Here is a 25188-nt window from a genome sequence, read left to right as displayed (position 1 = left end):
CCGGACGTGCGGGCTTGATACGGCCACGCGGCGCAGGCGGCTCTGGACGCCTTGCGCCTGCGCGACTATTGACATCGCCGTACCCCGCACCGACCGCCCGCAACGAAGCACCGAGGACCGCAAGACATGGCGCGCTACACCCCAGCCGAGATCGAGCCGAAATGGCAATCCGCATGGGAGGCGGGCGGCACCTTCGCCGCCACCCGCGACGAAGCCCGGCCGAAATACTACGTGCTCGAGATGTTCCCCTATCCCTCGGGGCGCATCCACATGGGTCATGTGCGCAACTACACGATGGGCGATGTGGTGGCGCGCTACAAGATGTCCTGCGGGTTCAGCGTGTTGCACCCGATGGGCTGGGACGCCTTCGGGATGCCCGCCGAAAACGCCGCGATGGAGCGGGGCGGCCACCCGAAGGACTGGACCTATGGCAACATCGCTGACATGCGCGCGCAGATGAAGCCGCTGGGCCTCAGCATCGACTGGTCGCGCGAATTCGCGACCTGCGATCCGGAATATTACGGCCAGCAACAGGCGATGTTCATCGACATGCTGGGCGCGGGGCTGGTCTACCGCAAGAACGCGACCGTGAACTGGGACCCGGTCGACATGACCGTGCTGGCCAACGAGCAGGTGATCGAGGGCAAGGGCTGGCGGTCGGGCGCGCCGGTGGAACGGCGCGAGCTGACGCAATGGTTCTTCAAGATCTCGGATTTCGCCGAGGAGCTGCTGGAGGCGCTGGACGGGCTCGACAACTGGCCCGAGAAGGTCAAGCTGATGCAGCGCAACTGGATCGGCCGCAGCCGCGGGCTGCAGATGGGCTTCGATCTGGTCGCGGCGCCTTCGGGCTTTGACCGGGTCGAGGTCTATACCACCCGGCCCGACACGCTGATGGGCGCAAGCTTTCTGGGCATCTCGCCCGATCACCCGCTGGCGAAGGCGCTTGAGGCCGAGAACCCCGAGGTCGCTTCCTTCTGCGCCGAGTGCCGCCGCATGGGCACCTCGGAAGAAGAGCTGGAAAAGGCCGAGAAGAAGGGCTTCGACACCGGGCTGACCGTGCGCCATCCCTTTGATGAGACGTGGGAACTGCCGGTCTACATCGCCAACTTCATCCTGATGGATTACGGCACCGGCGCCATCTTCGGCTGCCCGGCCCATGACCAGCGCGACCTCGATTTCGCGCGGAAATACGGGCTTCCGGTGATCGACACCTTCGTGGCGCTGGACGGTGGCACGCCGGTCGGCACCGAGGCTTTCGTGCCGCCGAAGCCGGAAAAGGTCCGCTGGCTGAAAGCCTTCGCCTGGGACGAGATCGCCAGCGGCGAAGAGGCCATCGAGGCCGCGATTCGCCATTGCGAAGGGAAGGGCATCGGCCGGGGCGTGACCAAGTTCCGCCTGCGCGACTGGGGCCTGTCGCGGCAACGCTACTGGGGTTGCCCGATCCCGGTGGTGCATTGCCCCGAGTGCGGCGTGGTGCCCGAGAAGAAGGAAAACCTGCCGGTCCGCCTGCCCGATGACGTGACCTTCGACCAGCCCGGCAACCCGCTGAACCGGCACCCGACCTGGCGCGATTGCGCCTGCCCGGCCTGCGGCAAACCGGCGAAGCGCGAAACCGACACGATGGACACCTTCGTCGATTCGTCCTGGTATTTCGCGCGCTTCACAGCCCCCCATGCGGCCACCCCGACCCAGATGGCCGATGCCGACTACTGGATGAATGTCGACCAGTATATCGGCGGGATCGAGCATGCGATCCTGCATCTGCTCTATTCGCGCTTCTTCGCCCGGGCGATGCAGATCACCGGCCACCTGCCGAAAAAGGCGATCGAGCCCTTCGACGCGCTGTTCACCCAGGGCATGGTCACGCACGAGATTTACCGCAGTCTTGGTCAAAGGCCTACCGTCGCTCCCGATGGCTCCTCGGCGATCAGGCTGTTTGATTGCTATCATCTTCCCGAGGATGTTGTGATCGCAGAGCGCGAAGGCACTCGATATGCAATTCTGCGATCAGAGATGGAAAAGGATGACCGTGATCCCAACAACCCTCAACAGGTTAGGGACTACATCGACGTCTTCGGTAGAACTCAGGTCGACATCATCCCCTCGGCCAAGATGTCGAAATCGAAGAAGAACGTCGTCGATCCGGTCAACATCATCCAGGCCTTCGGGGCCGATACCGCGCGCTGGTTCGTGCTGTCCGACAGCCCGCCCGAACGCGATGTCGAATGGACGGCGGCGGGCGCCGAGGCGGCGTTCCGGCATCTGGGCCGGGTCTGGCGCATCGCCGAAGGTCTTGTCGAGGAGCTGAACGGCGGCGGGATCGCGGCCTATGAGGAAGAGGCGCCAGCGACGGCGTCAGCCGATGCGAACGGTCCGGGCGCGGCCGAAAGGGGGGGAGACGACCTGGCCCTCCGCCGCGCCCTGCACAAAACCATCCACGATGTGACAATGGGTATCGAAAGTTTCGGCTTCAATACCTCGGTGGCAAAACTTTACGCCTTTACCAATACCCTGGCCAAATCCACGGCCTCCCTTGCCGCGCGACGAGAGGCCGCGACGGTCATGGCGCAGCTGATGGCGCCCATGACCCCGCACCTGGCCGAAGAGGTCTGGGAGGCGCTGGGCAATCCCGGGCTGGTGGCCGAGGCGCCCTGGCCCAAGGCCGATCCGGCGATGCTGGTCGAGGATACGGTGACGCTGCCGATCCAGATCAACGGCAAGCGCCGGTCCGAGATCCAGGTGGCCAAGGACATGCCCAAGGAAGAGGTTGAAAAGCTGGTGCTTGCCGACGATGCTGTGATCAAGGCGCTGAATGGCGGCGCCCCGAAAAAGCTGATCGTCGTCCCGGGCCGCATCGTCAATGTCGTCGTCTGACCGCCGCGCCTTTTTGATATCCGGGCTGACCGCCGCGGGGCTCGCGCTGGCGGGCTGCGGCTTTCGCCCGGTCTACGGGACCGGCGGCCCGGCCGAAGGGCTGCGCGGCAAGATTGCCGTCGATGCGCCCGACTCGGTGGTGGGCTTCATGCTGGTCGAAGAGCTCGAGACCCGGCTTGGCCGGGCCGAGGCGCCGCGCTGGCGGCTGGCCTACGGCATCGACACCGACAGCGAGGGCCTGGGCGTCACCGCCGCGCAGGACACCACGCGCTACAACATCACCGGGCGGGTCAGCTTCCAGTTGCGCGATCTCGACAGTGGGCAGGTGGTGCAGTCGGGCGAGGTCGCGTCCTTCACGGCCTATTCGGCGACCGGCAGCACGGTCGCGACCCGCGCCGCAGAACAGGACGCCTACCGGCGGCTGATGGTGATTCTCGCCGACGAGATGGTGACGCGGCTTCTCGCCAGCTCCGGCGCCTGGGCGCAATGAAGCTTTCCCCGCGGGAGGCCACGGGGTATTTCGCGCGGCCCGAACCGGACCGCGCGGGGCTTCTGATCTATGGCAATGACGCGATGCGCGTGGCGCTGAAGCGCCAGCAGGCAATCGCCGCCCTTCTGGGCCCGAATGCCGAGGAAGAAATGCGGCTGACCCGGCTGTCCGCCGCCGACCTGCGCAGCGACCCGGCGGCGCTGACCGATGCGGTCAAGGCGCGCGGCTTCTTTCCCGGGCCTCGCGTTGTGTTTCTGGACGAGGCGACCGATGCGCTGGCCGACCGGATCCTCGGGGCGCTGGCCGACTGGCAGAAGGGCGACGCGCAGATCGTGCTGACCGCGCGCCAGCTGCCGCCCAAATCGGCGTTGCGAAAGGCCTTCGAGGCGCATCCCGACGCCTATGCCATCGGCATCTACGACGATCCGCCCGGCCGCCCCGAGATCGAGGCGATGCTGGCCGAGGCCGGGCTGGGAACGGTCGACCGCGCGGCGATGGGCACTCTGCTGGACCTGGCCACCGCGCTCGACCCCGGCGACTTTCGCCAGACCGTCGAGAAGGTCGCGCTTTACAAGCTGGACGATCCCGCACCGCTGACGCCCGAGGACGTGGCCGCCTGCGCGCCACGTTCGACCGAGGCCGAGGCCGATGCGCTGATCCATGCGGTGGCCGAGGCGAAGACCGCCGAGATCGGCCCGCTGCTGCGCCGGTTGCAGGCGCAGGGCATGACGCCGGTCACGCTCTGCATTGCAGCGACGCGGCATTTCCGCCAGTTGCACGCCGCCGCCGCCGATCCCGATGGCGCCGCCTCGGGCATCAACCGGCTGCGCCCGCCGGTCCATTTCAAGGCGCGCGACCGGATGGTGCGGCAGGCGCAGGGCTGGGGCATGCACCGGCTGGAACAGGCGCTGGGGCTGCTGCTTGACACCGACCTGCAGCTGCGTTCGTCCCAGCGCGCCCCGCAGATGGCCCTGATCGAACGCAGCCTCGTCAAGCTGGCGGTTCTGGCATCGCGGCGCCCTTGACCGCGCCGCGATTTGCTGGAACCCCTGAGGAACGTGCCAAGGGGGATGTGGCGATGTATCGGGTCATTGGCAGCGGCAACAGTCGCGCGCGGCGGGTGCTGTGGATGATGGAGGAACTGGGGCTCGATTACGAGCATGTGCCCGCGCTGCCCCGGTCCGAGGATGTGGTGGCGCTCAATCCCGCGGGGAAGGTGCCGGTGCTGATCGCCGACGGGGTGCCGATCCTCGATTCGACCGCGATCCTGACCTTTCTGGCCGACCGGCACGGGCAGCTGACCCAGCAGGGGGGCACCATCGCGCGCGCCATTCAGGACAGCATGACCCAGTTCCTGCTGGACGAGTTCGACTCGGCGCTGTGGATGGCGGCGCGGCACAGTTTCGTGCTGCCCGAAGAGCTGCGACAATCGGCGATCAAGGACAGCCTGAAATGGGAATTCACCCGCAGCCAGGAGGTTCTGGTCGGGCGCATGGGTCCCGGGCCGTTCCTGCTGGGCCCCGAAATGACCGTGCCCGACATCATCCTGACCCATTGCGGCGACTGGGCCGAGGCCGCGCATTTCCCGATCACCCAGCCCCGGCTGGCCGAGTATCTGGCCCGGATGCGCACCCGCCCCGCCTACCGGCGCGCCCAGGCCGCCTGAGGGCTAGCGCGCCAGCCGACGGACCGCCGCCTGCCCGGCCCAGCGGCCTGTCGCCAGACAAGCGGTCAGCAGATAGCCGCCGGTCGGCGCCTCCCAGTCCAGCATCTCTCCGGCCGCGAAGGTCCCGGGCCGCGCGGTCAGCATCAGGTCGGGATCGAGCGCCTCCCACATCAGCCCGCCCGCGGTCGAGATCGCCTCGTCGATCGATCGCGGCCCGGCATGGGCGATGGGCAGCGCCTTGATCCGCGCCGCCAGCGCGGGCCCTTCGGGCAGCGGGCGGCCGAATTCCATCAGCAGCGCCAGCCGCGCCGGGTCGAGCCCCAGCGCCTTGCGCAGATGGTTCGAAAGGCTCGCCTTGCCGCGTGGCCGCGACAGCCGGTCCGCCACCCAGTCGGGCGTCCGGTCAGGCAGCAGGTCGGCGACCAGCGGCGCCCCGTCGCGCAACGGCCGGGACAGCGCATAGATCCCCCCGCCCTCGAGCCCGCGCGCCGAGATCACGAACTCGCCCCGGTGCCAGGGCCCGGCGCCTGCCCGCAGCGCCACGCCCTTGACCGGCAGGCCGAAATGGCGGGCCATCGGCCCCGACCAGTCGACCTTGAGCCCGACATTGGCGGGCGCGAAGGGCGCCAGCGGCAGTCCGGCCTGGATGAGCGGCCCGGCCCAGGCCCCGGTTGACCCTAACCTTGCCCAACTCGCCCCTCCGAAAGCCAGAATGGTGACCCCGGCCGCGACCCGGCGCGGCCCTTCGGGCGTCTCGAAGACCGAGGTATCCTGGTCCCAGCCAGCCCAGCGCCAGCGCCGCCTGAGCTGCGCGCCCTGCCCCGCGAGCCGCCCAAGCCAGGCCCGCAAAAGCGGCGAGGCCTTCATCGCGGTCGGAAAGACCCGACCGGTGCTGCCCGCAAAGACCGGCTGGCCCAGTCCCTCGGCCCAGCGACAGACCTCGTCCGGGCCGAAGGCCTCAAGCATAGGCCGAAGTCGTGGACCAGCCTCGGCATAGGCGGCCAGGAAGGGCTCGAACAGTTCGGCCTTGGTCAGGTTCAACCCCGATTTGCCCGCCATCAGGAACTTGCGCGCGGGCGCGGCCAGCGCCTCGGCAATGACGACCGGCACGCCCGCCGCGCCCAGCGCCTCGGCCGCCATCAGACCGGCCGGACCCGCGCCCACGACCAGCGCGGGAAGCCGTTCGGCCGCCTGCTCCGGCGCAGCGTCCTGCATTCCTGCCCTATCGCTCATGGCCGCGCCTCCGTTCCGCCCAGCCGCGCGGCACAATGCGCGGCGGCCTCTGCATCCTCTGCCTCGGCAACATCGCAGCAGCAAGGCCGGGCGGTTGCCCTGGACGGGGCAAGTCCCGGCGCGACCGCGAAAACGAAAAGAAGGCCGGCGGGACCAAACCTGCCGACCTTCTTTGCGATCAGTGGTGCCGGTGAAGGGACTCGAACCCCCGACCCCATCATTACGAATTGTTTTTCTGTTCTGTATCATTGTGTTGCATCGCAGTGTACTGCGTTTGCTCTACTAGCACAACGTGTTGCCTCGATTCGGTTTTCTTTGGCCGATTGGTTGGGCGCCAGTGCACCGGCTTGGACGGTGTCTCACCCGGCTCCCATACAAAAACCCTACAACTTTGGCTTCGCCCTACTAAACTCATCGACGGCTCGACCCGTAGGTCCTCTTATCGGGGTAGCTAGAACGCGCTGACGCAGGAGGTCATCGCCTTATATGCCGGGACCGAACACCTAGCCGAAAGCAAGCAGAGTGCATGCAGATGGGCCTAAACCCGCTTACCGTAACTATGCGACACCACCTTCCCCCAGAACTTCATCTAAGATTTCCTCGTCATCAAGAAATTCAACTGAAACGGGGCCTTCCGATGGGTCGTGCCCCGCTAGACGAACTTCCTCGATGATCTGCTGCATTGTAGTAACGATCTTGCGAGGGGTAATTTCCGTGAGTTGCGATGCGATAGTGTCGACTGCGGCCTCCTCAAAAGGAAAAAATCCTCCTTTGCCATCCTGATCGACCCGGTTGCTATTCAGTATCTCTCGCACGAACGCTACGGCATCATCCTTGTCGAGCACTAGTAGCTCAATCTGTCGGTGAATGCGGCTTAGGATGTAATCGAAAAACAGCACAGCAAGTTGTGAAATCTCTGCTGAAAGTGCAATGACCATGCAGAAGCAGTTCGGACAATTGTCGTAGATGTGACGCAGGATGTCATTAACCTCGCGCGCTTCCTTCACGCTGGCGCGCTCAAGATCATCCAGCTCATCAATAAAGAGATACGCCCCTTTCTTAAAGCGCTTCCTGCTTGTGTCGGAAATTTCCATATCGTGTACGAACAGGTTTACCAAACGGGTGAAGATCATCATTGCCTGATAATCAGTCAACGTTTTAGGGGCGATCAATTTAAGAAAATCATCCTCCTTCTGGCAGTGATAAATTTCCTTCGCAAAATTATTCAACTCGACTGGCGGGATCAATATCTCGATAATTTTCTCGGCGGATACTTGATGGTCAAGACCATGCGCCGTACGGCAAAGCGCAATGCACTCGGTCAGAAAGTTATGATAGGCTTGTACATTGTCCATGAGATCGGATTTTGCGACAATGTCATCGAGGAATGCACCAGCAAAGGTCAACTTACCCTTGTCTTTGCGAAGGGTCGGTATGAAGTAGCAGACGGACTCAAAGGTCTTCTTTTCATCGTGCAGGATACGGTTTTGCGCCCAGAGAAGGGCGTGGGACTTACCCGTTCCGTAGTTGCCATAGAGCATGATGAAATTGGCATTGCCAACCTGATCTGCCAGCGATCGTCGCAGGTACTTATCGAGTTGCTTTTTTTGATTCTCATAACCAACCCAGATGCTTGCACGCGGGTCAGCAGCGAAGTTGGGGTTAGACCGAAATGGATTATCCCTCAAGTTTGCCTTTTCGTAGTATTCGCCAGGCTGCATCACCATTTTCTATTCTCCAGTTTTTGCCACTGCCCTCGCGCCAGAAACCGACGCACATCAGGCAGCTCGTATCCCTGCATCATCAGCTCCGCCACATACTCTTCGATGAAGCCGATCTCATTCTCCGGCACCGAGTAGCAGAGTTCTTCGTTGCATTGCCGTTCCCCAAGAGCCATGCCCATGGATGTCAGATTGGAAGAGCCGACAAGAATCAGAGATGAATATTGATCACCCTCGCGCAGGCCTCGCTCATACCGCCGGTTTTCGTCAAAGACAAAGCAATAAAGCTTTGAGTGCAAACGCGGATAGACGAAGATGCCGACCTTGCGCTCGGCTAGCGTTTCCATCCATTCGATGTTCTTGTCTTTTGGTGGGGCAGTAATCAGCGCAACACTTGCTCCGTCTTCGACCTGGTCGAGCAAGAGCTTCCCAAAGGGTTTTGTCGGCGCGAACAGGTCTCCATTCACAAACGGAGCCACCAGCCAGATGTCCTTGTGGGGCAGATTGCGCCGCGAGAATATCTCGCGGTGTATCTGGGGGTTCGGGATGTTGCGCTTGAAGCGGTTCACGGGCGGAGGGGCCGCCGCCGGTCTCTCACGCGCTGGCATTCCTGCCAGGGCCGCTGCCACCTCTGGCCCGCCATCATCAACAGCCACGGCGGCTTCCATAGCTCCAGCCGCAGGGCCAGTCAGATTGTCCTCGACACTGTGCTCTCCAGCGCGGAACAGGTAGATGTTCTCGCCCTTGCGGAGGAAGATAACGCGGTAAGCCGTGCGCTTACGGCTTACGTAGCGAATCCACGCATCTTCGATCCCCTCATAGGGATGGTCGTCGGTATCGGGCCTAAAACCGCCGTCATGCCGGATCGTCTTTTGCAGAACCCGCCTCGCAAAATGTGCGTCGTTGTGCTCTTGCAGGTCGGCAATGAAATCGGGAAGCAGGAATACTGGCATACTTATCTCTTGATACTCAACGCACCGCCGGTGTGTCTGGATTGCCTGAAGGCAAGGCGGCGTTGCTCTCCCTTTTGCTCTGCCAAGATGGCAGAAGGAAGGTCGAGTACGGCATTCCCACGCGCGAGCGACACAGCGATAGCTGATGGGAAGGCAATCGTGATCGGCAGCTCTCGGCGCAACATCGCCTTTCGCCCGTGTAGGCTGCGAAACACCTCGATCATCTCGCCGATGAGTTTGACAGCGCAATCCGAGTCGTTCTCCGCGCTCGGCTTGACGCGCAGACCTCCATAGGCTTCGGCAAAGTCCACAAGGCACGCCCATAGGGTTTTCGTTTGCTCACCGAACAGATCGGGCCGGAAACCGGAGCGCACCAGCTCATAGTCCATCGGCCAATAGATGAAACAATCCCGTGCATCCACATAGCCGCTCTGGCGAAGGCCGTCGAGGAAGTCTTGGCCGCGCTGGGTCAGACCCTTTTCGTCATTCCATAGACCGAGTGATATGGCCCAATAGCGTCTGCGCGGCGGCACTTTGCGAAAGTAGTCATCTGAGAACTCAATCTCATCGTCCTCTTGCGCGCCTAAATCACTTGTTCGCTGCGATTGAAGTGGTTCTGTGCGCTTCAGCGAAGCTACTGACTGGCCGCCGCCCGCACTCCCTTTGTTTTTCTCTTGGCGTTCAATCGTAATGATCCGGTTGATACGCTTAGCAGGCGCTTTGCCTTTCAAGTGTTCAAGCGCTTCACTACGTTTGCTTCGCATCATCGTTCTAAGTGTGTCTTTAATCGCTTGCTCTTCAAAACCTGCCAGCAACAGATTGACGAATATTTCACCGTCATTAACAAGAATGGCCCAAATAAGAAGGAAGTCCCGTGCCGCACGGCTTTCTGCTTCATCACGAAGCAGTTCGGCGGTGATCGCCATGGCATCAAGATTTTCTAGGGCAAGCACATCGCCTGAGGTTCGTTGTATCAGACGTAATGAAAAAAAGAAGTCGCCGAAGTCCTTCTCTGCGGTCTTGTCGCGGCCCCATTTCCCCTCTTCCTTGCTACCTGTGACCAGTTCATGCCAACTCGCTGTCGTGATATCCCGGTCATGGAGGTATATTGTGACCAAATCCTCGACCCGCTTGGCGGTATCCTCCAAGCCTGCCGAGTAGCCAATCTTTCGCATGAAGATGGCGTAAGGATCAGAATGGGCTGTAGCCGCCATGTGCGCTCACTCTGGGACGGATTTGGACAAGAACGGTGCGGCTGCTCGCTTGATCTCCTAAAAAACACTGACCCGCATCGAGGACACGCACCATGTCCCCGAAATCTGTCAGGTTCGTGCCCGCAAACTTCATGGTCTTGACCGACTTGGTCGGGATGCGGTCCACGGCTGCGTTGATATCACTCTGGAAGCTCAGCCGGTGGCTGAATGTGACGTTGACTTGGCTCAGGATGCGGTCATCAAGGGCCGACGGCTGCTGGGTGGCCAGAACTAGGGATAGCCCAGCATCGCGCCCCCGCTTTACGTACTCGACTAGGGCACTGCGCGCCGGAGAAATCTGGTCTTTCGGGGCCACCACATGGGCTTCATCAATCACCAGCCAAACGCGGTCCGGTGTCCCGTCCGCGTCGAAGGGTTTCTGGAAGAAGCTCGCCGTCTTCTTCCTGTTGTGATGCCGCCCAAGAATATCGAAGAGGTTGCGGGCAATCACCGCTGTGATGAGCGACTTGTCCTCATTGCGTAACTCGCGCAGCGATAGGATGTTGCATGTCCCATCCTCTAGTAAGTCTTTGACACTCAAGCCGCTTGCCGAAAACAGGTTGGTCCGGCGATAGTCATCCAGCTTGTACGTGATAGCATTACGTGAGGACTCCGCCACGGTCGGCCAATTGGTGTCATCTCCGATATAGGTGAGCATATCGGCTATCTCAAAGTCGTTGTCGCCAAGAGCTTCAAGCGTTGCGGTGATGATGTGTCCCTGCGGGCTATAGACCTCTTGACCAAGCAGCGCGCACCATTCTTCGGCTCGCACATCCCTTGGCCTGATTTGGAGTGTCTTCTCGGCGCCGAGGAATGTTGTCGATCCGGGCGGAACGTATACCTTTGCCGCAGCAAGGTTGTTAGGCTCTAAGTTCCAGCGCTTCAGTTCATCAAGCTGAATCTTGTTCGCTTCAATGGTCTCTCGTGGCGCATAGCCAAGAGTCCAAAATTGGCTTTGTGTATCTATTATGATTGATGTGATAGGCTTGACTTCGTTCTGGATCGGCGAGGCCTTGGCCAACTCGGATATGCCTTCTACCAGCACACCGAGATCGAAACTCTTGCCACTTCCGCGCGTGCCGGTGATGTAGATCACATGAGGAAACGTCGTATCCAGCCAGGCATCCGCGCCAAGATAACTCTTGCCTTTGGTGCTCTCCAAAATCTTCCCAACATAAAGAAGATTGTCGTAGTTCTCCCCCTTGAGCGCACGTCCAAAGACGACGTTCTGGCCCCTCGAGACGTATTGGAGCTTTACCAGTGGGTCTTCGACGGCATAGGAGCTCTTGTCGATAACGTTCCCAAACCGTTCAGCCGACTTGGTCGAGAAAGTCATTCTGATATTCCTTGTAAGACAACCAAGCCGGTTCATCGCCCGAGCGAAGCATCAGCACTTTCGTCGGACGCAGGGCGTCAAGATAATGGGTGTGGTTCGCCGCAGCGATAAAAGCGATCCGACCCGTCGCAATAATCTGTTTACGCAAGTTGTGGGCAACAATCTTCGCCGTGATTGGATCGAGATCACTGCAAAATTCGTCAAGAAGCCAAACCTCTTCGTCCCTCAAGAGGAGGTCGGCGATCATTGCGCGATACTGCTGCCCACGGCTTAGCATCCAGAAAGGTTTGATGAAAGCCAGCGCTTCGGACAAACCAACACGACTTAGAGAAACGAACGCCTTCTCCGGCGTGAATTTTTCCGCCAAGACCTCAAATATCGGAACGTCGTTCCGTAGGGGCCGCAGCCAGCCTGCTGAATGTTTCAAGCCGCCCGTGCGCTTCACCATCAAGTTGCCATCTATCGTCTTGTCGGGGTCGAGCGCGTTCAAGAAAACACTCTTGCCACTCCCACTGGTGCCCACCACAAAAATGATGTTGCCATTGGAAGCCTTGACCGACACATTCTGCACAATATCAGCATAGACGGTATCTCCTTTGAGACCGAAAGCATCCATGATGATTTTGGTCGAGCGCGTCTCTGGTACACGATAAGAGGCACGAATAGAAAGATTCTCTATGCTGATCTGTGTATTCTTGACGGAGAATTCAGAGCGTGTTGTTTTAGCCTCTTCCGCCGATGGAAGTGCTTTCAGGGCTGCGCAAAGATATTTTTCGGAATAATCATCGAGTGGGCAGAGATAGTAGGGTATCGGATTGCGAATTACTGAGCGCAGGACTGCCCACTCACCCGTTGTCAGCGCATCTTGATTCTGCTCGATTTTTCGGCGCAGAACTTCAAGACCCTCTTCAAACGTGATCTGAAGTGTCTTGCAATAGTCCTCAAGCGCACGGAAATATTTGCGCTGCAAGCTCATCATTCCAAACTCACCGCCGGGCGCCCGCGACATAGACTGCATGTCCTTAAGGACGCGGGTTATGTTGCCCTCGGTCTTTCCGATATATTTAAAACCAGCCGATGTCACGAAATCTATGTGGCTCAACATCTCGGCTGAGATTTCCATAAAAATCGGCCGCATACCGCCAATGTGCCAACGTTCAGCAGAAAACGTCTTGGCCGCCTTGATAATGCGTCGTGTTATCCCGAGGCCGCGCAGTTCGGGGCTAACCACAATCCGGCCTATCCGTACTATGGAATTAAGATAGTCCTTCATCGCGTGAGTATCCCAACGCTCCCACCGGATGGGACGTTCGGGGTGTTTGAATGGGTGATTAAAAAGCTCATGGCGCGGTTTACACATCATGAGTGGCATTTGAAGATCAATGTAACCAGCGGGTATCCAGCGCGCGCCAATTTTGATTGACGCATATAGAACCGCGCGGCGCCCCCCGATAGAAGTCGTCGAACCTCTAGAATTTTCTTCCTGGGTCTGTTCGCCGAGAGAATTATTTGTTTTATAATGGAATTGTTCAAGGAATTCTAGCGCGCGCATATCGACTTCGGAATTTATTTCCCGAATGCGCAGGTCATACTTCTCTTTTCCGATGGAAATAGTTTCATCGACACTGAACAGCGGTGTCAGCGGGATATCTGGCTCACCCTCATTCTTGGCGACCACGAAGACCTTATTGCTTCCCGCCAGTCCGAAACGGACCTGATCGCCTTTTCCTACAACCGCGAAACGATGCACACGAACCGTTACTGACGACTCGTCGCCTCCACGCACTGTAATATTCTTGTAGTGCCCCTTTGGGTTGGAGGTCAGTACGCTGTAGGTTTTGGCTGCTCTGCTCATTGATCGGCTGTTTTCTTCCACGTGGTCATGCACGTTATTTGTAGCGAGATATCATCACTTTGACCACGGCATTCTGAGGTCATGCAGCGCGCAGGCGAAAGATGTCGCGATGCGGCTATGGTCCTAGGGCCGATCTGGCCCACGCAATGCCACCGAGCTTAGGTGCTGGCGGCAACCTTGTGGTATTGGATGGTTTCTCTTCGGGCTGCCTTGATTCGCTTCGGCTTGTACGGACCATCATAACATGATGAAAAGTCGAGCTTTTGTTCTCGACGTTCCTATAATGGGTCGTGGCCATCAGGAGGTCACATGCCTAACCTACGTCTCACCCGCCGCGCCGTTGACGACATTCCCTATGCGTCCAGCGGTCAAGTTCTCTACCGCGACACCATGCTTACCGGCTTCGGCCTCCGGGTCGGCGCGCGCTCCAAGGTTTACTTCGTTGAAGGTCAGGTCAGCGGAAAAACCCGGCGCGCCACCATCGGCCGCGCGGATCTGTTCGCCCCCGAAGTCGCCCGCAAGAAGGCTCTGGCCTTGCTGGGCGAGATGTCCGAGGGCCGCAACCCCACCGACGAAAAGCGGAGAGGTAAGGTTGAGCGCATCACCTTGACCGCTGCCTTCGACCAGTTCTTCGCCGCGCGCGACAAGCTGTCGCCCATAACGGTTGGCAGCTACAAGCGCACCGCCAATCTCTACCTCAAGGCGTGGCGCACCAAGCCGCTGCATGAAATCACCCGCCAGATGGTTCTCGCCAAGCATCAGGAGATCGCCAAGGCACGGGGCGAGGTGACGGCCAACAACGTGATGCGGCACCTGCGCTCTGTCTGCAATTTCGTATCGGCGGCACAGGACGACTTTCCGCCGAACCCCGTGCTGATCCTGTCGCAGGCGCGGGCATGGTATCGGGAAAGGCGTCGGCAGACCGTGGTCACTGCGCTGGACCTTCCCATGTGGTGGAAGGCGGTGATGGCGGAACCGGATTATTCCCGCGACTTCCTGCTGACCGTCCTGTTCACGGGTATGCGCCGTAGCGAAGTGCTCGGGCTGCGCTGGGAGAATATCGACCTCCGGGCCAAGACCTTGCACTTGCCCAGCACCAAGAACGGCGACCCGCTGACGCTGCCTCTGTCCGATTTCCTGCACGACCTGTTCACCAAGCGCGCCGAGGGCGGCGTGGCCTCGCCTTGGGTGTTTACCGGGCTGGGCAAGGCGGGGCACCTGATCGAAACCAAGAAGTTCCTGGCGCGCGTCACCGCTGGCTCGGGCGTTAGCTTCACGCTGCACGACCTTCGCCGCACCTACATCACCATCGCAGAGAGTCTTGACGTGCCGCACTACGCCTTGAAGCGGCTGCTGAACCACCGGTCGAGCGGGGATGTCACCGGCGGCTACATCGTCATCAATGCAGAGCGCCTGCGCGGCCCGGTCGAGAAAGTCGCGCAGCGCATCCTTGAACTCAAGGACGCTGGCCAAGCGGCCTGACGCTGGCCCCACCCCACCCCAAGCATGGCATCAAGGCTCCCACGCTGCCGGGCCGTTCGAAGTCCATGCCGTCTGGCGACTGATTTAGGACCTTTGGGGTGTGCCGGGCGCTACCTCTGAAGCGGGTGATCTCGGCGCTGCACCCCTCGCGCGCACGCACGTCGTCTCCCAGCGTTGGACGGCGTTGGAATCGCAACAAACTTTGCTTGACCTGAACGCCAAGTGATAGCAGGCATGGTTTTACCGGAAGAAATCCCAAAAGCGACGTGACGGTCGTGGGGGCGGTGCAAGTCCGCATTCGGTGGGTGGGGATAATCCACGAAAGTGGCCCCCACAAGCGGGTAGTCCCGTCCGTGGTCTAGAGCCGGAAGGACAAGACGGCTGAGTTGGCACCGTCTTTTGTTCGGCGTTTCTAACCCAGAACGCCATCGCTCCGTTCGGAAGGGATAGCTATGATTAGCGCCGATCAAATACGCGCCGATGGTGCGCGCGCACTTGGAACATTTCCCCCCAAAACTGGCAGCAAGGAGCTGCTGACCACCAAGGAGGTCGCAACCCTTACCGGGTTCAGCACCTCCTACTTCGAGAAGGGCCGCATATATGCGTACGGCCCCAAATTCCTCCGCGGCGGCGGCGCGGGCCGCAACGGCAAGATTCTGTATCGCCGCGCGGATGTAGAGGCATGGCTGGCGTCGCAGGAATGCGACCCGGAGGTGGCGCGCCATGTCTGATCGGGTGGAACGGACCAACGCGACATCGCTGAGCACAGCAGAAGCCGCCGTTGCTTATTTCAATATAGGCTGGGAGCCGCTTCGGCTCCCAGCTTTGGAGAAGCGCCCGAAAAGCTCGTGGAAAGAACCCCGCGTGTGGACGGTGGAAGCGCTCAGCGGCGCCTTCTCCGGCGATGCGAATATCGGGATTGCACTCGGTGAACGCTCGGGCGGCCTCATCGACATTGATTTCGATTGTCGTGAAGCTGCGGAGTTCGGACGGGTACTGCTTCCCGATCTACCTGCTTTTGGCCGCGCCGGTTCGCCTGCCAGCCACCGGACCGCGTATAGTGACCTGAAGAAGAACCGCGTCGTTTTCCAGCTGCCCGACGAGATCGCCAAGCGATCGCCGCTTGCACGTTCTGTGCTGCTGGAAATACGCGGCGCGGGGCATCAGACCATGTTTCCACCCTCTACCCATCCGTCCGGCGAACAGGTGGCGTGGTGCGATGATCCGACCGCTGCTCCTACCATCGTGGCCGATGAGTTGCAGAGCAAATGCGGCCTGATCGCATTTCTTTCTGCGGTCGTGGCCTTCTACCCCGGCGGCGCGGGGCAGCGCGACGAGATCTGCATGATGCTCGCTGGTATACTTGTCCGCGCCGGGCTGACTGACAGTGCTGTTGATGGCCTGACGGAACAAGTGGCGACGCTGGCGGGTGACGAGGAGGCCTCGAAGCGCACGGGCAAGGCCGCGGCCACCCGTCTTCGCCTTCATGCCAAGGAGCCGGTCTGGGGACTGCTCGAACTCTGCGAACGTCTCGGCTTGCAAGACCTAGAGAAGACGCTGCGCAGCTGGCTAGGGCAGAAGGGCGTCATGTCCGGTCCGAAAGTTACCGGCAGACCCGCCATTTACGTCAGCGGGGGGCAGCTTCATTCCGAGGTCGATCAGGCCGAGGAGGCGCTCCTAGCCGCGAACCTCGGCGTCTATCAGCGTGGCGAGAGCTTGGTGCGCGTCGTGCGTTTGCCGCAAAGCGAGGGTGAGGATGGCGTCCAGCGACCGAGCGGAGCGCTCTTGATCCACCCCGTCACGGCGCCTTGGGTCCGCGAAAAATTTGCGCTGGCGGCGGACTGGTTCAAACCGGGAAAGGAAATGCCGATCCCGATCAATCCGCCTTCGGAACATGCCTCGGCTTACCTGGCGCGCGTCGGTGAATGGAGGGCGCCGGTGCTCGTGGGCGTGGTTTCCTGCCCGACGATGCGCAAGGACGGCACTATTTTGCAGGAGCCGGGCTAAGACAGGGTGTCGGGTCTGCTCTATGAGCCCGGAACAACGCTGTTTCCTGCCGTTCCAGATGCTCCCACGAAGGCGGACGCAGAAGCCGCGCTTGCAAGTCTCTACGCCCCGTTCCGCGAATATCGGTTCTCTGATCGCGGCGACCGTGCGGACCTGCTTTCGGCATGTTTGACGGCGGTCATTCGCCGCATCCTTCCATCCGCCCCCTTGATCGCCGTTGACGCGCCGACGGCAGGTTCCGGGAAAACCCTGCTCTGCGAGACTGTGGGCATCATCGCGGCAGGTTACAAACCTACGATCATGTCGCAGGGCAAGAACCCCGAGGAGGATGAGAAGCTTCTGGCAAGCGTCCTGATGACCGGCGATGCCGTGCTGGTGATCGACAACTGCGAACGGGCGCTGGGCGGCGATACGCTGTGCTCGATGCTGACCCAGGAAATCATATCCTCACGGGTGCTCGGCAAGTCGGAGGTGAAGCGCCTTCCGACGAATGCACTTGTCATGGCAACCGGCAACAATCTGGAAGTGATCGGCGACCTCGGGCGTAGAACCCTCGTCTGCCGGATCGACACCGGGAAGGAACGGCCGGATCAGGAAGTGCACAGTTTCAGCCCGACCGAGGAGGCGACAAGGATGCGGGCGCATCTCTTGGTCGCCGCCCTAACCGTTCTTCGAGCCTATGTCGTGGCGGGCAAGCCGCAGCCGCTGACCCCCATGGGCTCCTTCGAGGACTGGAACTTGGTGCGCGAGGCATTGGTCTGGTTGGGAGAAGATGACCCCACCATCACGCGCGAGCGAGTCATAGCCGAAGATCCGAGAAAGGGCGACCTTGCGGAACTGCTGGCGCTCTGGTCCGAGGCTGTGGGCGGGGTTGCGGTGACGCTCTCGGAAATCGGGGAGCGGGTATCTGGGCAGTCTCGCGGCCGGGTCGCTGATCTTGTCCAAGCGCTGGCGGAGCGCACGCCCAAGGGAACCTTCAATGCGAGAAGTGTCGGGAGATATCTCGCGCGGCACAAGGACCGCTTGGTGGCGGACCGAGTGCTGAGGTGCATCGACGATCCCTCCGGCGTGAAGCGATGTCGGATGGAGGTCGTCGGGTCCGGCGAGCCGAGCGAGGTGCCTTTCTGAGTCGTGCGCATTCAAGAATCCCAGGGGCGGGCATGTGCCCGCCCTACGGGTTTGAGGGGTTTACCGGGTTTTGCGCTGCTGCTGGCGCGGCGCGCGCTATATAAACCCGGCAAACCGGTCAAACCCGTGCGCAGCCAAGTTCCTCGAACGGTTTACAAAAACTGCGCCACTTGTGCGGGAAGGACGCCATAGGCAAGGCGGTAGCCATGCTGCGCCCCATGGGCCGCGCTGGGGCCATGGGGCCCGCCGGGCGCAACCCCGGCCCGCCGTGCACACCACACCCCAACCGCCCGCGCTAAAGGCCGCCAGTGGCCCGCCCAGCGCGCGTACGGGTATCACCCCTGCACGTCCAACTTCTGGGTTTGCCAGCTTCCGCTTTCGGGGAAGTGGCGGATCGTGCCGGAGACCCCCCCGCGCAGCATGGCGCCGAACCCGTTCTGGGCATCGAACTGGCCGAAGACTTGATAGACGCAGTCGCCGATATGCCGGGTACCCGCGCCATACCGCGACGGGAACTTGGCGGTGGAGGGCGCGCGCAACTGCCGCAGCACATCGCTCTGGATCATTACATAGGCTTCGCCCGCCTTCTTGTCCGTACACTGAGCGAGGCGCTGGGCTGCTGCTACAGCCTTCTGGCGGGCCAATTCCGCCTTGTAATCGTCGGGTCGAAGTTTGCCTAGTTCGGCCAGCCAGCGTTTCTCGTCTACCCCCTTCAGCCGCGCCAAGTAGCCGTCGATATCGGACGACCGCAGCTGGGCAAGTTCCGCGTCCTGCTGTGCCTTAAGGATGGGCGCGATGGCGCCAAACGACGCGAGGCTTATGATGACAACCATCAACGCCTTGCCCCGGCTGCGGATGCGCGGCGGACGCCATCCGAAAACGAGCGCCACCAGCGCAACCGCCAAAATGAACAGCGACAACCACAGCGCGGCTACGACATGCACATTGGCGACGACCACAAGCGCCACCAGTAAGGCTGTAAGCTCGATGGCTGCAATCAGGTGACGCACGGGGAAGCCTCCACAAGAACTGAGACTTATAGTGTGCACATCGACGGAATCGCGAGCAACCCAAAATGAGACTTATAGTCTGTAGAACAATAGTCTACATGACTGCGCTATGGCCGCATGGACATCAAGGCGGTCGTGGGCAAGAACGTAAGGCACTTCCGGGAGCTGAAAGGCATCTCGCAGGAGGAGCTTGCCTTCGACGCGGACCTTCACCGCACCTATGTCAGCGGCGTAGAGCGCGGCATCAGGAATCCGACCGTGCTCATCGTGGCCAAGCTCGCCGCCGCACTCGGCGTCGAACCGTTTAAGCTACTGGAATTTAGATGCTAGTTTCGGAAGCGTGGTGCCGGTGAAGGGACTCGAACCCCCGACCCCATCATTACGAATGACGTGCTCTACCAGCTGAGCTACACCGGCACGCTTCCATTTCAGGGCCCTACTATGGCCCTACTAGTTACTTCACGCCGCTTGTAAGCGACTGGTTTTGAACGCCATTCACGGGCGGACCCGCTACTTACGAATGACGTGCTCTACCAGCTGAGCTACACCGGCACTGTGGCGGGGTCTTTAGCACCCTCGCGGGAGGGTGTGTAGACCCTTTTTGTCCTAGTCCGCCGACTTTTCCAGACCGCCGCCAACCAGCAGCGGCAGCATGTCCGACGCCCCGGCCAGCGCCGCCTGGTTCGCGGGCGCAGGCTTCCAGGCCAGCGTGTCGAACCCGCCGCAATGGCCGCAGACCGGCGCCCAGGCCGGCTGGATCGTGGCGCAGCTGTCGCAGACCCATTGGGGCCCGCGCGGAGCGCTGAGCGCCTTGGCCAGGAAGCCGCGCACGACCTCGTCGTCAGAGCCCAGACCGCGCTCGACCGCCGCCATCAGGGTCAGGGCGCGCACCGTCTGCGCGGTGTCGGCCAGATCGCCCAGCGCCTTGCGGGCGGCCGGGAAATCCTCGGCGGCGATGGCCAGTTCGGCCGTCAGCATCCGGGTTTCGGGATCGTCGGGCCGGACATCGGTCAGCTGGGCAAAGCGCAGCATCCGGTCCTGCGGGGTCTCGTCGGGCACCAGTTCGGCGAAGGCCGCGGCGATGTCGGGATGGGGCTGGGCCTCCCAGGCGCGGCGCAGCACCCGCACAGCCTGCTTTTCGCGGCCCTGCGCGTGATAGGCCCGGGCCGCCATCACGGCGGCGGGCACCAGGTCGGGCGACAGCTTGTTGGCCTCGATCGACAGGTCGCGGGCGCGCGGCTCGTCGCCATCGACCATCAGGTCGCGCGCCTCGCAAACCGCCAGCACCGCGTCGCGGCGCCGGTGCAGATCGCGCGGGATATTGCCGTGCCGGAGTTTCGCGTTCAGCGTCTTGCGCGCGCCCTTCCAGTCCTCGGCATTGGCCTGCAGCTGCAGCAGCGTGGTCTGGGTCTCGGCATGGCGCGGCTTCAGCACGAAGGCCTTTTCCGCCAGCTTGATCGCGGTTTCCGTGTCGCCCTCGGCAAGCTTCTGCTTCATCAGGCCGCGCACGCCCACGAAACGGGTGCGGTCGTCGCCCAGAAGCTTCTTGTAGATGTCGCGGGCCCGGCCCTTGTCGCCCAGCATCTCGGCCGCCTGGGCCGAGAGCAGGTTGGTCAGGTCCGGCCGACGCAGAAAGCGTTCGGCCTTGGCGGCGTTCGACATCGCCAGCCGCGCCTCGCCAGACGCAAGCGCCAGCATGCCGTCGGCCAGCGCCTGGAACCCGCGGCGTTCGCGCGAGCGGCTGAAATAGCGGCTGATCGCAGTTTCGTCGCCGTTCAGGAACCGCACCAGCGCCACCAGGAACCCGGCAACGCGCAGCAGCAGCCAGACGCCGACCACGGTCAGGAGCGCCAGGATCACCGCCTGCAGCGGGCCCAGCACGAATTCCATGTCCGCGACCGCGACCCGGAGGCCCGGTCCCGTCTCCATCAGGATGCCGGCCCCGTAGGCGAGCGCGGCGACAAGGATCACGAAGAAAAGGATCTTGAGAAGGGACCAGAGCATGTTTCGCGCGTCCTCAGTTGCTGTTCAGCGTTTGCTCGAGGCTCTGCGCGGCCTCCACGGCATTGGCGCGGGCACGGGCGGCGTCGATCCAGTCCGACATCTCGGCCTTGGCCTCGGCATCAAGCCCGTCGAGTTCGGACAGCACCGTCCCCAGATCGTCCTTGCGCAGCGCCGCCTCGGCCCGCGACAGGATCGCGTCGGCATCGTCGCCCTCCTTGGGCGTCAGCGACCGCACGCCCAGCTGGCTGCGCACGAAGGCCTTGAACCTGTCGCCCACGCCACCCGCGGCCTGCTCCTTGAGCGAGGTCTCGAGTGCGGCACGGGCCGCCGCCGGAAATTCTGATTGCAGCTCGGGCAGGGTGGCGACGCCGGTATCGGCCACCGCCGTCAGCGCCTCGGGCACCTCGATCGACCCGAACTGGCCCAGCGCGGGCGCAAAGGGCGAGCCGTCGGCCAGCGCCGCGTCGATCCGCATCAGCGCACCGCGCGCCTCGACCTGGGCGGCCCGGTCCATCGCCGCGCCGATATCGGCCTGGGCCTTTTCGGCCACCTGCTGCACCGAAGCGCTGAGCTCGGCATTCTGCTCGCGCATCTGCGCGATCTGATCCTCATAGGCCTTGAGCGCGGCCGCCGCCTCGCCGCTGGCCGCCGCGGCCGGGGAATTGGCGAGCTCGGTCACGCGCGCGTCGATCCCGGCGACCTGCTCGGCGATCTTGCCGATCTCGGTCTGAAGCGCGTCGATCTGCCCGGCCAGCGCCTCGCTGCCGCCGTCCGTGGAAAGGCCGTTCAGCGCGGTCTCGATCCGGTCGAGCCGGTCGGCATTGGCGGTCAGGGCCGCCATGCCCGCCTCGCCCAGACCGGCGCTGGTGCCCGGGAAGGACCAGCCCTCGGGCTGGATGTATTGCGCGGTGACGAAGCCGATGCCCGCGGCCAGAATGCCGCCCAGAACCGGGGAAACCGCCCCGATGAGGCCCGGTCGGGCCTTCGCCGGAGCTGGGGCAGCAGCGGGCCTTGCCGCCGGAGCCTCGGGCTCGGGCGTCGTTTCGACCGGCGCCTCGTCCTGAACGGGTTCAGCCGGGCCCGCCGCGGCAGGCTCGGGGGTGTCGGCACCCGGCTCGTCCACGTCGTCACGGTCGCGCGCCGTGCGGATGGCCGCCTCCAGCCGACCTTCGCCGGGCTCTTGTCCGCCTTCGGGATGCGACGGCTTGGTATCCTGGGAATCGGTTTCGTCTTCGGTTTTAGCCACGGGAACCCGCCTTTCGATTCGCTTCGTCTCAGACCGCGCGTCGCGCACCGCCTCACACATTAAAGACTCGCCGTTACGGCCTCAAGGCACCCCCACGGCGCCCATTACCGCAGCCAGACCGTCCATCATCGCCGGGCCGTCGGGCCGAACAGCCTCGATCAGGGCCACCGGGTCCGGCCCGTCCCAGGAGGCCGTGACCGCCGCGCTCATGCTCACCAAAGCCAGACGCCCCCCCGATCCCTTCAGCCGCTCGGCGACCAGCCGGGCCGACCGGGGTGAGAACAGCGGCAGCAAAGTCAGCGGCGCGGCCTCGATTTCAGCCAGGATCCCGGGCGGGAAGGGCAGGGCCTCCTGCGCATAGACGATACGCTCTTCGGTGGGGATGCCGATGGCGCTGAGCGCCTCGGCCAGTTCGACCCGGGCATGTTCGCCGCGCAGGTGCAAAAGCCGCCCCTTCGGCCGGTCGGCGGTGAAATGCGCGATCATCGAGGCCGCGGTGCCCTCGGCCGCGCTGGCCCGGAACCCGGCGGACCGCGCGGCATCGGCGGTGCGTTCGCCCACGCAATAGGCGGGCAGGCTCCGGTCGTCATTGACGGCCGCCAGCGCGGCGACGCCGTTTTCCGAGGTAAACAGAAGCCCCGCGAAGCCCTCGAGCGAAATCGGTTCTGTCCGCGGCACGATGTCCAGCACCGGCGCGGTGCGGATCGCGATGTCCGTGCCGAACCTCTGGACGAACGCGTCGGCAAAGCGGTCCGACTGGGCCCGGGGCCGGGTCATGAGAAGCAGCGTGGGATGCTGGGGCAAGGCGTGCCTCCTCGCGGGATTGTGCCTGTGGTCCCCGTGGTGTTACCTGCCGACCGACGGGTACGCAACGGCAGAGCCATGGCCGAGACACTGACGATCCTGGGGCTGGAGAGCAGCTGCGACGATACGGCCGCGGCCCTGGTGCGCCTGCGTGCAGGCGAAAGGCCCGAAATTCTGGCCTCGGTGGTCGAGGGCCAGACCGCGCTGCACGCGGCCTACGGCGGCGTAGTGCCTGAGATTGCCGCCCGCGCCCATGCCGAACGGCTGGATCTTTGCGTCGAACGCGCAATGGCCGAGGCCGGGCTGGGGTTTGGCGATCTCGATGCCGTGGCGGTGACTGCCGGACCCGGGCTGATCGGCGGCGTGCTGTCGGGGGTGATGGTCGCCAAGGGCATCGCCGCCGCGACCGGGCTGCCGCTGGTCGGCGTCAACCATCTGGCCGGGCATGCGCTGACGCCCAGGCTGACCGACGGGCTGGACTTTCCCTATCTGATGCTGCTGGCCTCGGGCGGGCATTGCCAGTTTCTGGCGGTATCGGGGCCCGAGGAGTTTGCCCGGATCGGCGGCACCATCGACGACGCGCCGGGCGAGGCCTTCGACAAGACCGCCAAGCTGCTGGCGCTGTCCCAGCCGGGCGGTCCGGCGGTCGAGCGCGCCGCCGAGACCGGCGATCCGGCGCGCTTTGCCTTTCCGCGCCCGCTGATGGACCGGCCGGGCTGCGACATGTCGTTCTCGGGCCTCAAGACAGCCCTTCTGCGTGCCCGCGACCGGATCATCGCCGAAAAGGGCGGGATCACGGTGCAGGACCGCGCCGATCTTTGCGCGGGCTTTCAGGCGGCGGTGCGCGACGTGCTGGCCGGCAAGGCCGCCCGGGCGCTGGCCGCCTGTCCCGAGGCGACCGCGCTGGCCGTCGCGGGCGGGGTCGCGGCGAACCGCGCGATCCGGGCTGCGCTGGAGGATCTGGCCGACAGGGCCGGGCTGCCCTTCGTCGCGCCGCCGCTTTCGCTTTGCACGGACAATGCCGCAATGATCGCCTGGGCCGGGCTTGAACGCTTTCGCCTTGGCGCCCGCGACGACATGGCGCTGGCCGCCCGGCCGCGCTGGCCGCTTGACAGAAGAAGCCCCGCGCTGATCGGGGCCGGCAAGAAAGGAGCCAAGGCATGACAAGGATCGGAATTGCGGGGGCAGGGGCCTTCGGCACGGCGCTGGGTGTCGTGCTGGCGCAATCCGGGCGCAAGGCGACGATCTGGGCGCATGAGGCCGCCTTTGCCGACGAGATCCGCAGCCGCAACGAAAACCCGCGCCTGCCGGGGGTTCAGCTGCCCGAAAACGTCTCTGTTTCGGCCCGGATCGCTGATATCGCCGAGTGCGACCTGATCCTGCTGACGACGCCGATGCAGGTGCTGTCCAGCGTTCTCGACACTTACGGGCCGGTGCTGAAGACCCGGCACATGGTCGCCTGCTGCAAGGGCGTCGATCTGGCCACGGGCCGGGGGCCGAGCGCGATCATCGCCGAGACCTGCCCCGGGGTGGTCCCGGCCGTGCTGACGGGCCCCAGCTTTGCCGCCGACATCGCCCGAGGGCTGCCGACCGCGCTGACGCTGGCCTGCGCCGATCCCGAGGCGGGCGTCGCGTTGCAGGAACGGCTTTCGACGCCGACGCTGCGGCTGTATCGCAGCACCGATACCGTGGGCGCCGAGCTGGGCGGCGCGCTGAAGAACGTGATGGCCATTGCCGCGGGCATCGTCATCGGCACCGGGCTTGGCGAAAGCGCAAGGGCCGCGCTGATCACCCGGGGCTTTGCCGAGATGCAGCGCTTTGCCCAAAGCTATGGCGCCGAGCCGGAAACGCTGGCGGGCCTGTCGGGCTTTGGCGATCTGGTGCTGACCTGCACCTCGCAGCAATCGCGCAATTTCGGCTATGGCGTGGCGCTGGGACAGAACGCCTGGTTCGACCCCGATGTGACCGTCGAGGGTGCGGCGACTGCCCGCGCCGTCGCCGCCATCGCCAAGGCGCGTGGCATCGACATGCCGGTGACCCAAAGCGTCGCCCAGGTCATCGACGGACGCCGCAGCATCGAAGAGGCGGTCAAGATCCTGCTGAGCCGCCCCCTGAAGGAGGAATGA

Annotated in this window: 21 protein-coding genes and 1 tRNA gene; 11 read left to right on the top strand and 11 right to left on the bottom strand. The window is 63.0% G+C overall.

Going from position 1 to position 25188, the window contains the following annotated elements:
- Positions 1 to 126: 126 nt before the first annotated feature.
- Genes leuS through C8N38_RS07635 form a run of 4 tightly spaced genes read left to right on the top strand, consistent with a single transcriptional unit; the run spans position 127 to position 5030 of the window.
- Positions 127 to 2874: a leucine--tRNA ligase gene (leuS, locus tag C8N38_RS07650; RefSeq protein ID WP_108025789.1), complete on the top strand. Its 2748-nt coding sequence runs from the start codon at positions 127 to 129 to the stop codon at positions 2872 to 2874.
- Positions 2861 to 3364 carry an LPS assembly lipoprotein LptE gene (lptE, locus tag C8N38_RS07645; protein WP_108025787.1) on the top strand — a complete coding sequence of 168 codons (504 nt, stop codon included), beginning with the start codon at positions 2861 to 2863 and terminating at the stop codon, positions 3362 to 3364. Before leuS ends, lptE begins: the two co-directional genes overlap by 14 nt.
- Positions 3361 to 4389 carry a DNA polymerase III subunit delta gene (gene holA, locus C8N38_RS07640; RefSeq protein ID WP_108025785.1) on the top strand — a complete coding sequence of 343 codons (1029 nt, stop codon included), beginning with the start codon at positions 3361 to 3363 and terminating at the stop codon, positions 4387 to 4389. Before lptE ends, holA begins: the two co-directional genes overlap by 4 nt.
- Positions 4390 to 4442: 53 nt before the next feature.
- The gene (locus tag C8N38_RS07635) at positions 4443 to 5030 is read left to right on the top strand and encodes a glutathione S-transferase family protein (RefSeq protein ID WP_108025783.1); all 588 of its coding nucleotides are present in this window, start codon (positions 4443 to 4445) and stop codon (positions 5028 to 5030) included.
- Positions 5031 to 5033: 3 nt separating this feature from the next.
- Here C8N38_RS07635 and C8N38_RS07630 read toward each other — a convergent pair whose 3' ends face one another.
- From C8N38_RS07630 to C8N38_RS07605, 6 genes are all read right to left on the bottom strand, one after another.
- Positions 5034 to 6263: a TIGR03862 family flavoprotein gene (locus C8N38_RS07630; protein WP_245895593.1), complete on the bottom strand. Its 1230-nt coding sequence runs from the start codon at positions 6261 to 6263 to the stop codon at positions 5034 to 5036.
- A gap of 557 nt (positions 6264 to 6820) precedes the next feature.
- Positions 6821 to 7990: a hypothetical protein gene (locus C8N38_RS07625; RefSeq protein ID WP_146176244.1), complete on the bottom strand. Its 1170-nt coding sequence runs from the start codon at positions 7988 to 7990 to the stop codon at positions 6821 to 6823.
- Positions 7984 to 8937 carry a phospholipase D-like domain-containing protein gene (locus C8N38_RS07620; RefSeq protein ID WP_108025778.1) on the bottom strand — a complete coding sequence of 318 codons (954 nt, stop codon included), beginning with the start codon at positions 8935 to 8937 and terminating at the stop codon, positions 7984 to 7986. Before C8N38_RS07620 ends, C8N38_RS07625 begins: the two co-directional genes overlap by 7 nt.
- A gap of 2 nt (positions 8938 to 8939) precedes the next feature.
- Positions 8940 to 10151: a hypothetical protein gene (locus C8N38_RS21095; RefSeq protein WP_146176243.1), complete on the bottom strand. Its 1212-nt coding sequence runs from the start codon at positions 10149 to 10151 to the stop codon at positions 8940 to 8942.
- Positions 10129 to 11526 carry an ATP-binding protein gene (locus C8N38_RS07610; protein ID WP_158272323.1) on the bottom strand — a complete coding sequence of 466 codons (1398 nt, stop codon included), beginning with the start codon at positions 11524 to 11526 and terminating at the stop codon, positions 10129 to 10131. Before C8N38_RS07610 ends, C8N38_RS21095 begins: the two co-directional genes overlap by 23 nt.
- The gene (locus C8N38_RS07605; protein WP_108025772.1) at positions 11501 to 13381 is read right to left on the bottom strand and encodes an ATP-binding cassette domain-containing protein; all 1881 of its coding nucleotides are present in this window, start codon (positions 13379 to 13381) and stop codon (positions 11501 to 11503) included. The genes C8N38_RS07610 and C8N38_RS07605 overlap by 26 nt, the downstream gene beginning before the upstream one ends.
- Before the next feature lie 309 nt (positions 13382 to 13690).
- Between C8N38_RS07605 and C8N38_RS07600 the strand changes: the two genes are divergently transcribed.
- The 4 genes from C8N38_RS07600 to C8N38_RS07585 all read left to right on the top strand — a co-directional run bounded on the left by C8N38_RS07600 (position 13691) and on the right by C8N38_RS07585 (position 17998).
- A complete protein-coding gene (locus tag C8N38_RS07600; protein ID WP_108025770.1) occupies positions 13691 to 14863 on the top strand; it encodes a tyrosine-type recombinase/integrase in 1173 nt (390 codons plus the stop codon).
- A gap of 452 nt (positions 14864 to 15315) precedes the next feature.
- Positions 15316 to 15594 carry a helix-turn-helix transcriptional regulator gene (locus C8N38_RS07595; RefSeq protein WP_108025768.1) on the top strand — a complete coding sequence of 93 codons (279 nt, stop codon included), beginning with the start codon at positions 15316 to 15318 and terminating at the stop codon, positions 15592 to 15594.
- The gene (locus C8N38_RS07590; protein ID WP_108025766.1) at positions 15587 to 16870 is read left to right on the top strand and encodes a bifunctional DNA primase/polymerase; all 1284 of its coding nucleotides are present in this window, start codon (positions 15587 to 15589) and stop codon (positions 16868 to 16870) included. Before C8N38_RS07595 ends, C8N38_RS07590 begins: the two co-directional genes overlap by 8 nt.
- A gap of 6 nt (positions 16871 to 16876) precedes the next feature.
- A complete protein-coding gene (locus C8N38_RS07585; RefSeq protein WP_146176242.1) occupies positions 16877 to 17998 on the top strand; it encodes a hypothetical protein in 1122 nt (373 codons plus the stop codon).
- Between the two features lie 335 nt (positions 17999 to 18333).
- On the opposite strand, the gene C8N38_RS07580 is transcribed toward C8N38_RS07585, so the two are convergent.
- Entirely contained in the window at positions 18334 to 19008 is a 675-nt protein-coding gene (locus C8N38_RS07580; protein WP_108025762.1) for a hypothetical protein, read from the bottom strand.
- Positions 19009 to 19125: 117 nt separating this feature from the next.
- Between C8N38_RS07580 and C8N38_RS07575 the strand changes: the two genes are divergently transcribed.
- Positions 19126 to 19338 (top strand): helix-turn-helix domain-containing protein, encoded by a 213-nt coding sequence (locus C8N38_RS07575; RefSeq protein ID WP_108025760.1) that lies wholly within the window; start codon positions 19126 to 19128, stop codon positions 19336 to 19338.
- 11 nt (positions 19339 to 19349) lie between these two features.
- On the opposite strand, the gene C8N38_RS07570 is transcribed toward C8N38_RS07575, so the two are convergent.
- The 4 genes from C8N38_RS07570 to C8N38_RS07555 all read right to left on the bottom strand — a co-directional run bounded on the left by C8N38_RS07570 (position 19350) and on the right by C8N38_RS07555 (position 23062).
- Positions 19350 to 19425: transfer RNA gene (locus C8N38_RS07570), tRNA-Thr, on the bottom strand.
- Between the two features lie 189 nt (positions 19426 to 19614).
- Positions 19615 to 21012: a heme biosynthesis protein HemY gene (locus C8N38_RS07565; RefSeq protein WP_108025758.1), complete on the bottom strand. Its 1398-nt coding sequence runs from the start codon at positions 21010 to 21012 to the stop codon at positions 19615 to 19617.
- A gap of 13 nt (positions 21013 to 21025) precedes the next feature.
- The gene (locus C8N38_RS07560) at positions 21026 to 22258 is read right to left on the bottom strand and encodes a COG4223 family protein (RefSeq protein WP_108025756.1); all 1233 of its coding nucleotides are present in this window, start codon (positions 22256 to 22258) and stop codon (positions 21026 to 21028) included.
- 81 nt (positions 22259 to 22339) lie between these two features.
- On the bottom strand, positions 22340 to 23062 hold the full coding sequence (locus C8N38_RS07555; RefSeq protein ID WP_108025754.1) for a uroporphyrinogen-III synthase: 723 nt from the start codon (positions 23060 to 23062) through the stop codon (positions 22340 to 22342).
- A gap of 78 nt (positions 23063 to 23140) precedes the next feature.
- On the opposite strand from C8N38_RS07555, the gene tsaD reads away from it, so the two are divergent.
- Together tsaD and C8N38_RS07545 are read left to right on the top strand one after the other, a co-directional pair.
- Positions 23141 to 24226 (top strand): tRNA (adenosine(37)-N6)-threonylcarbamoyltransferase complex transferase subunit TsaD, encoded by a 1086-nt coding sequence (tsaD, locus tag C8N38_RS07550; protein WP_108025752.1) that lies wholly within the window; start codon positions 23141 to 23143, stop codon positions 24224 to 24226.
- Entirely contained in the window at positions 24223 to 25188 is a 966-nt protein-coding gene (locus C8N38_RS07545) for an NAD(P)H-dependent glycerol-3-phosphate dehydrogenase (protein ID WP_108025750.1), read from the top strand. The genes tsaD and C8N38_RS07545 overlap by 4 nt, the downstream gene beginning before the upstream one ends.

This window comes from Rhodovulum kholense (genome assembly GCF_003053725.1).
Taxonomy (GTDB): Bacteria; Pseudomonadota; Alphaproteobacteria; order Rhodobacterales; family Rhodobacteraceae; genus Rhodovulum; species Rhodovulum kholense.
Note: the sequence above shows the minus strand (reverse complement) of the source record. Positions and strands in the feature narration are given on the sequence as shown.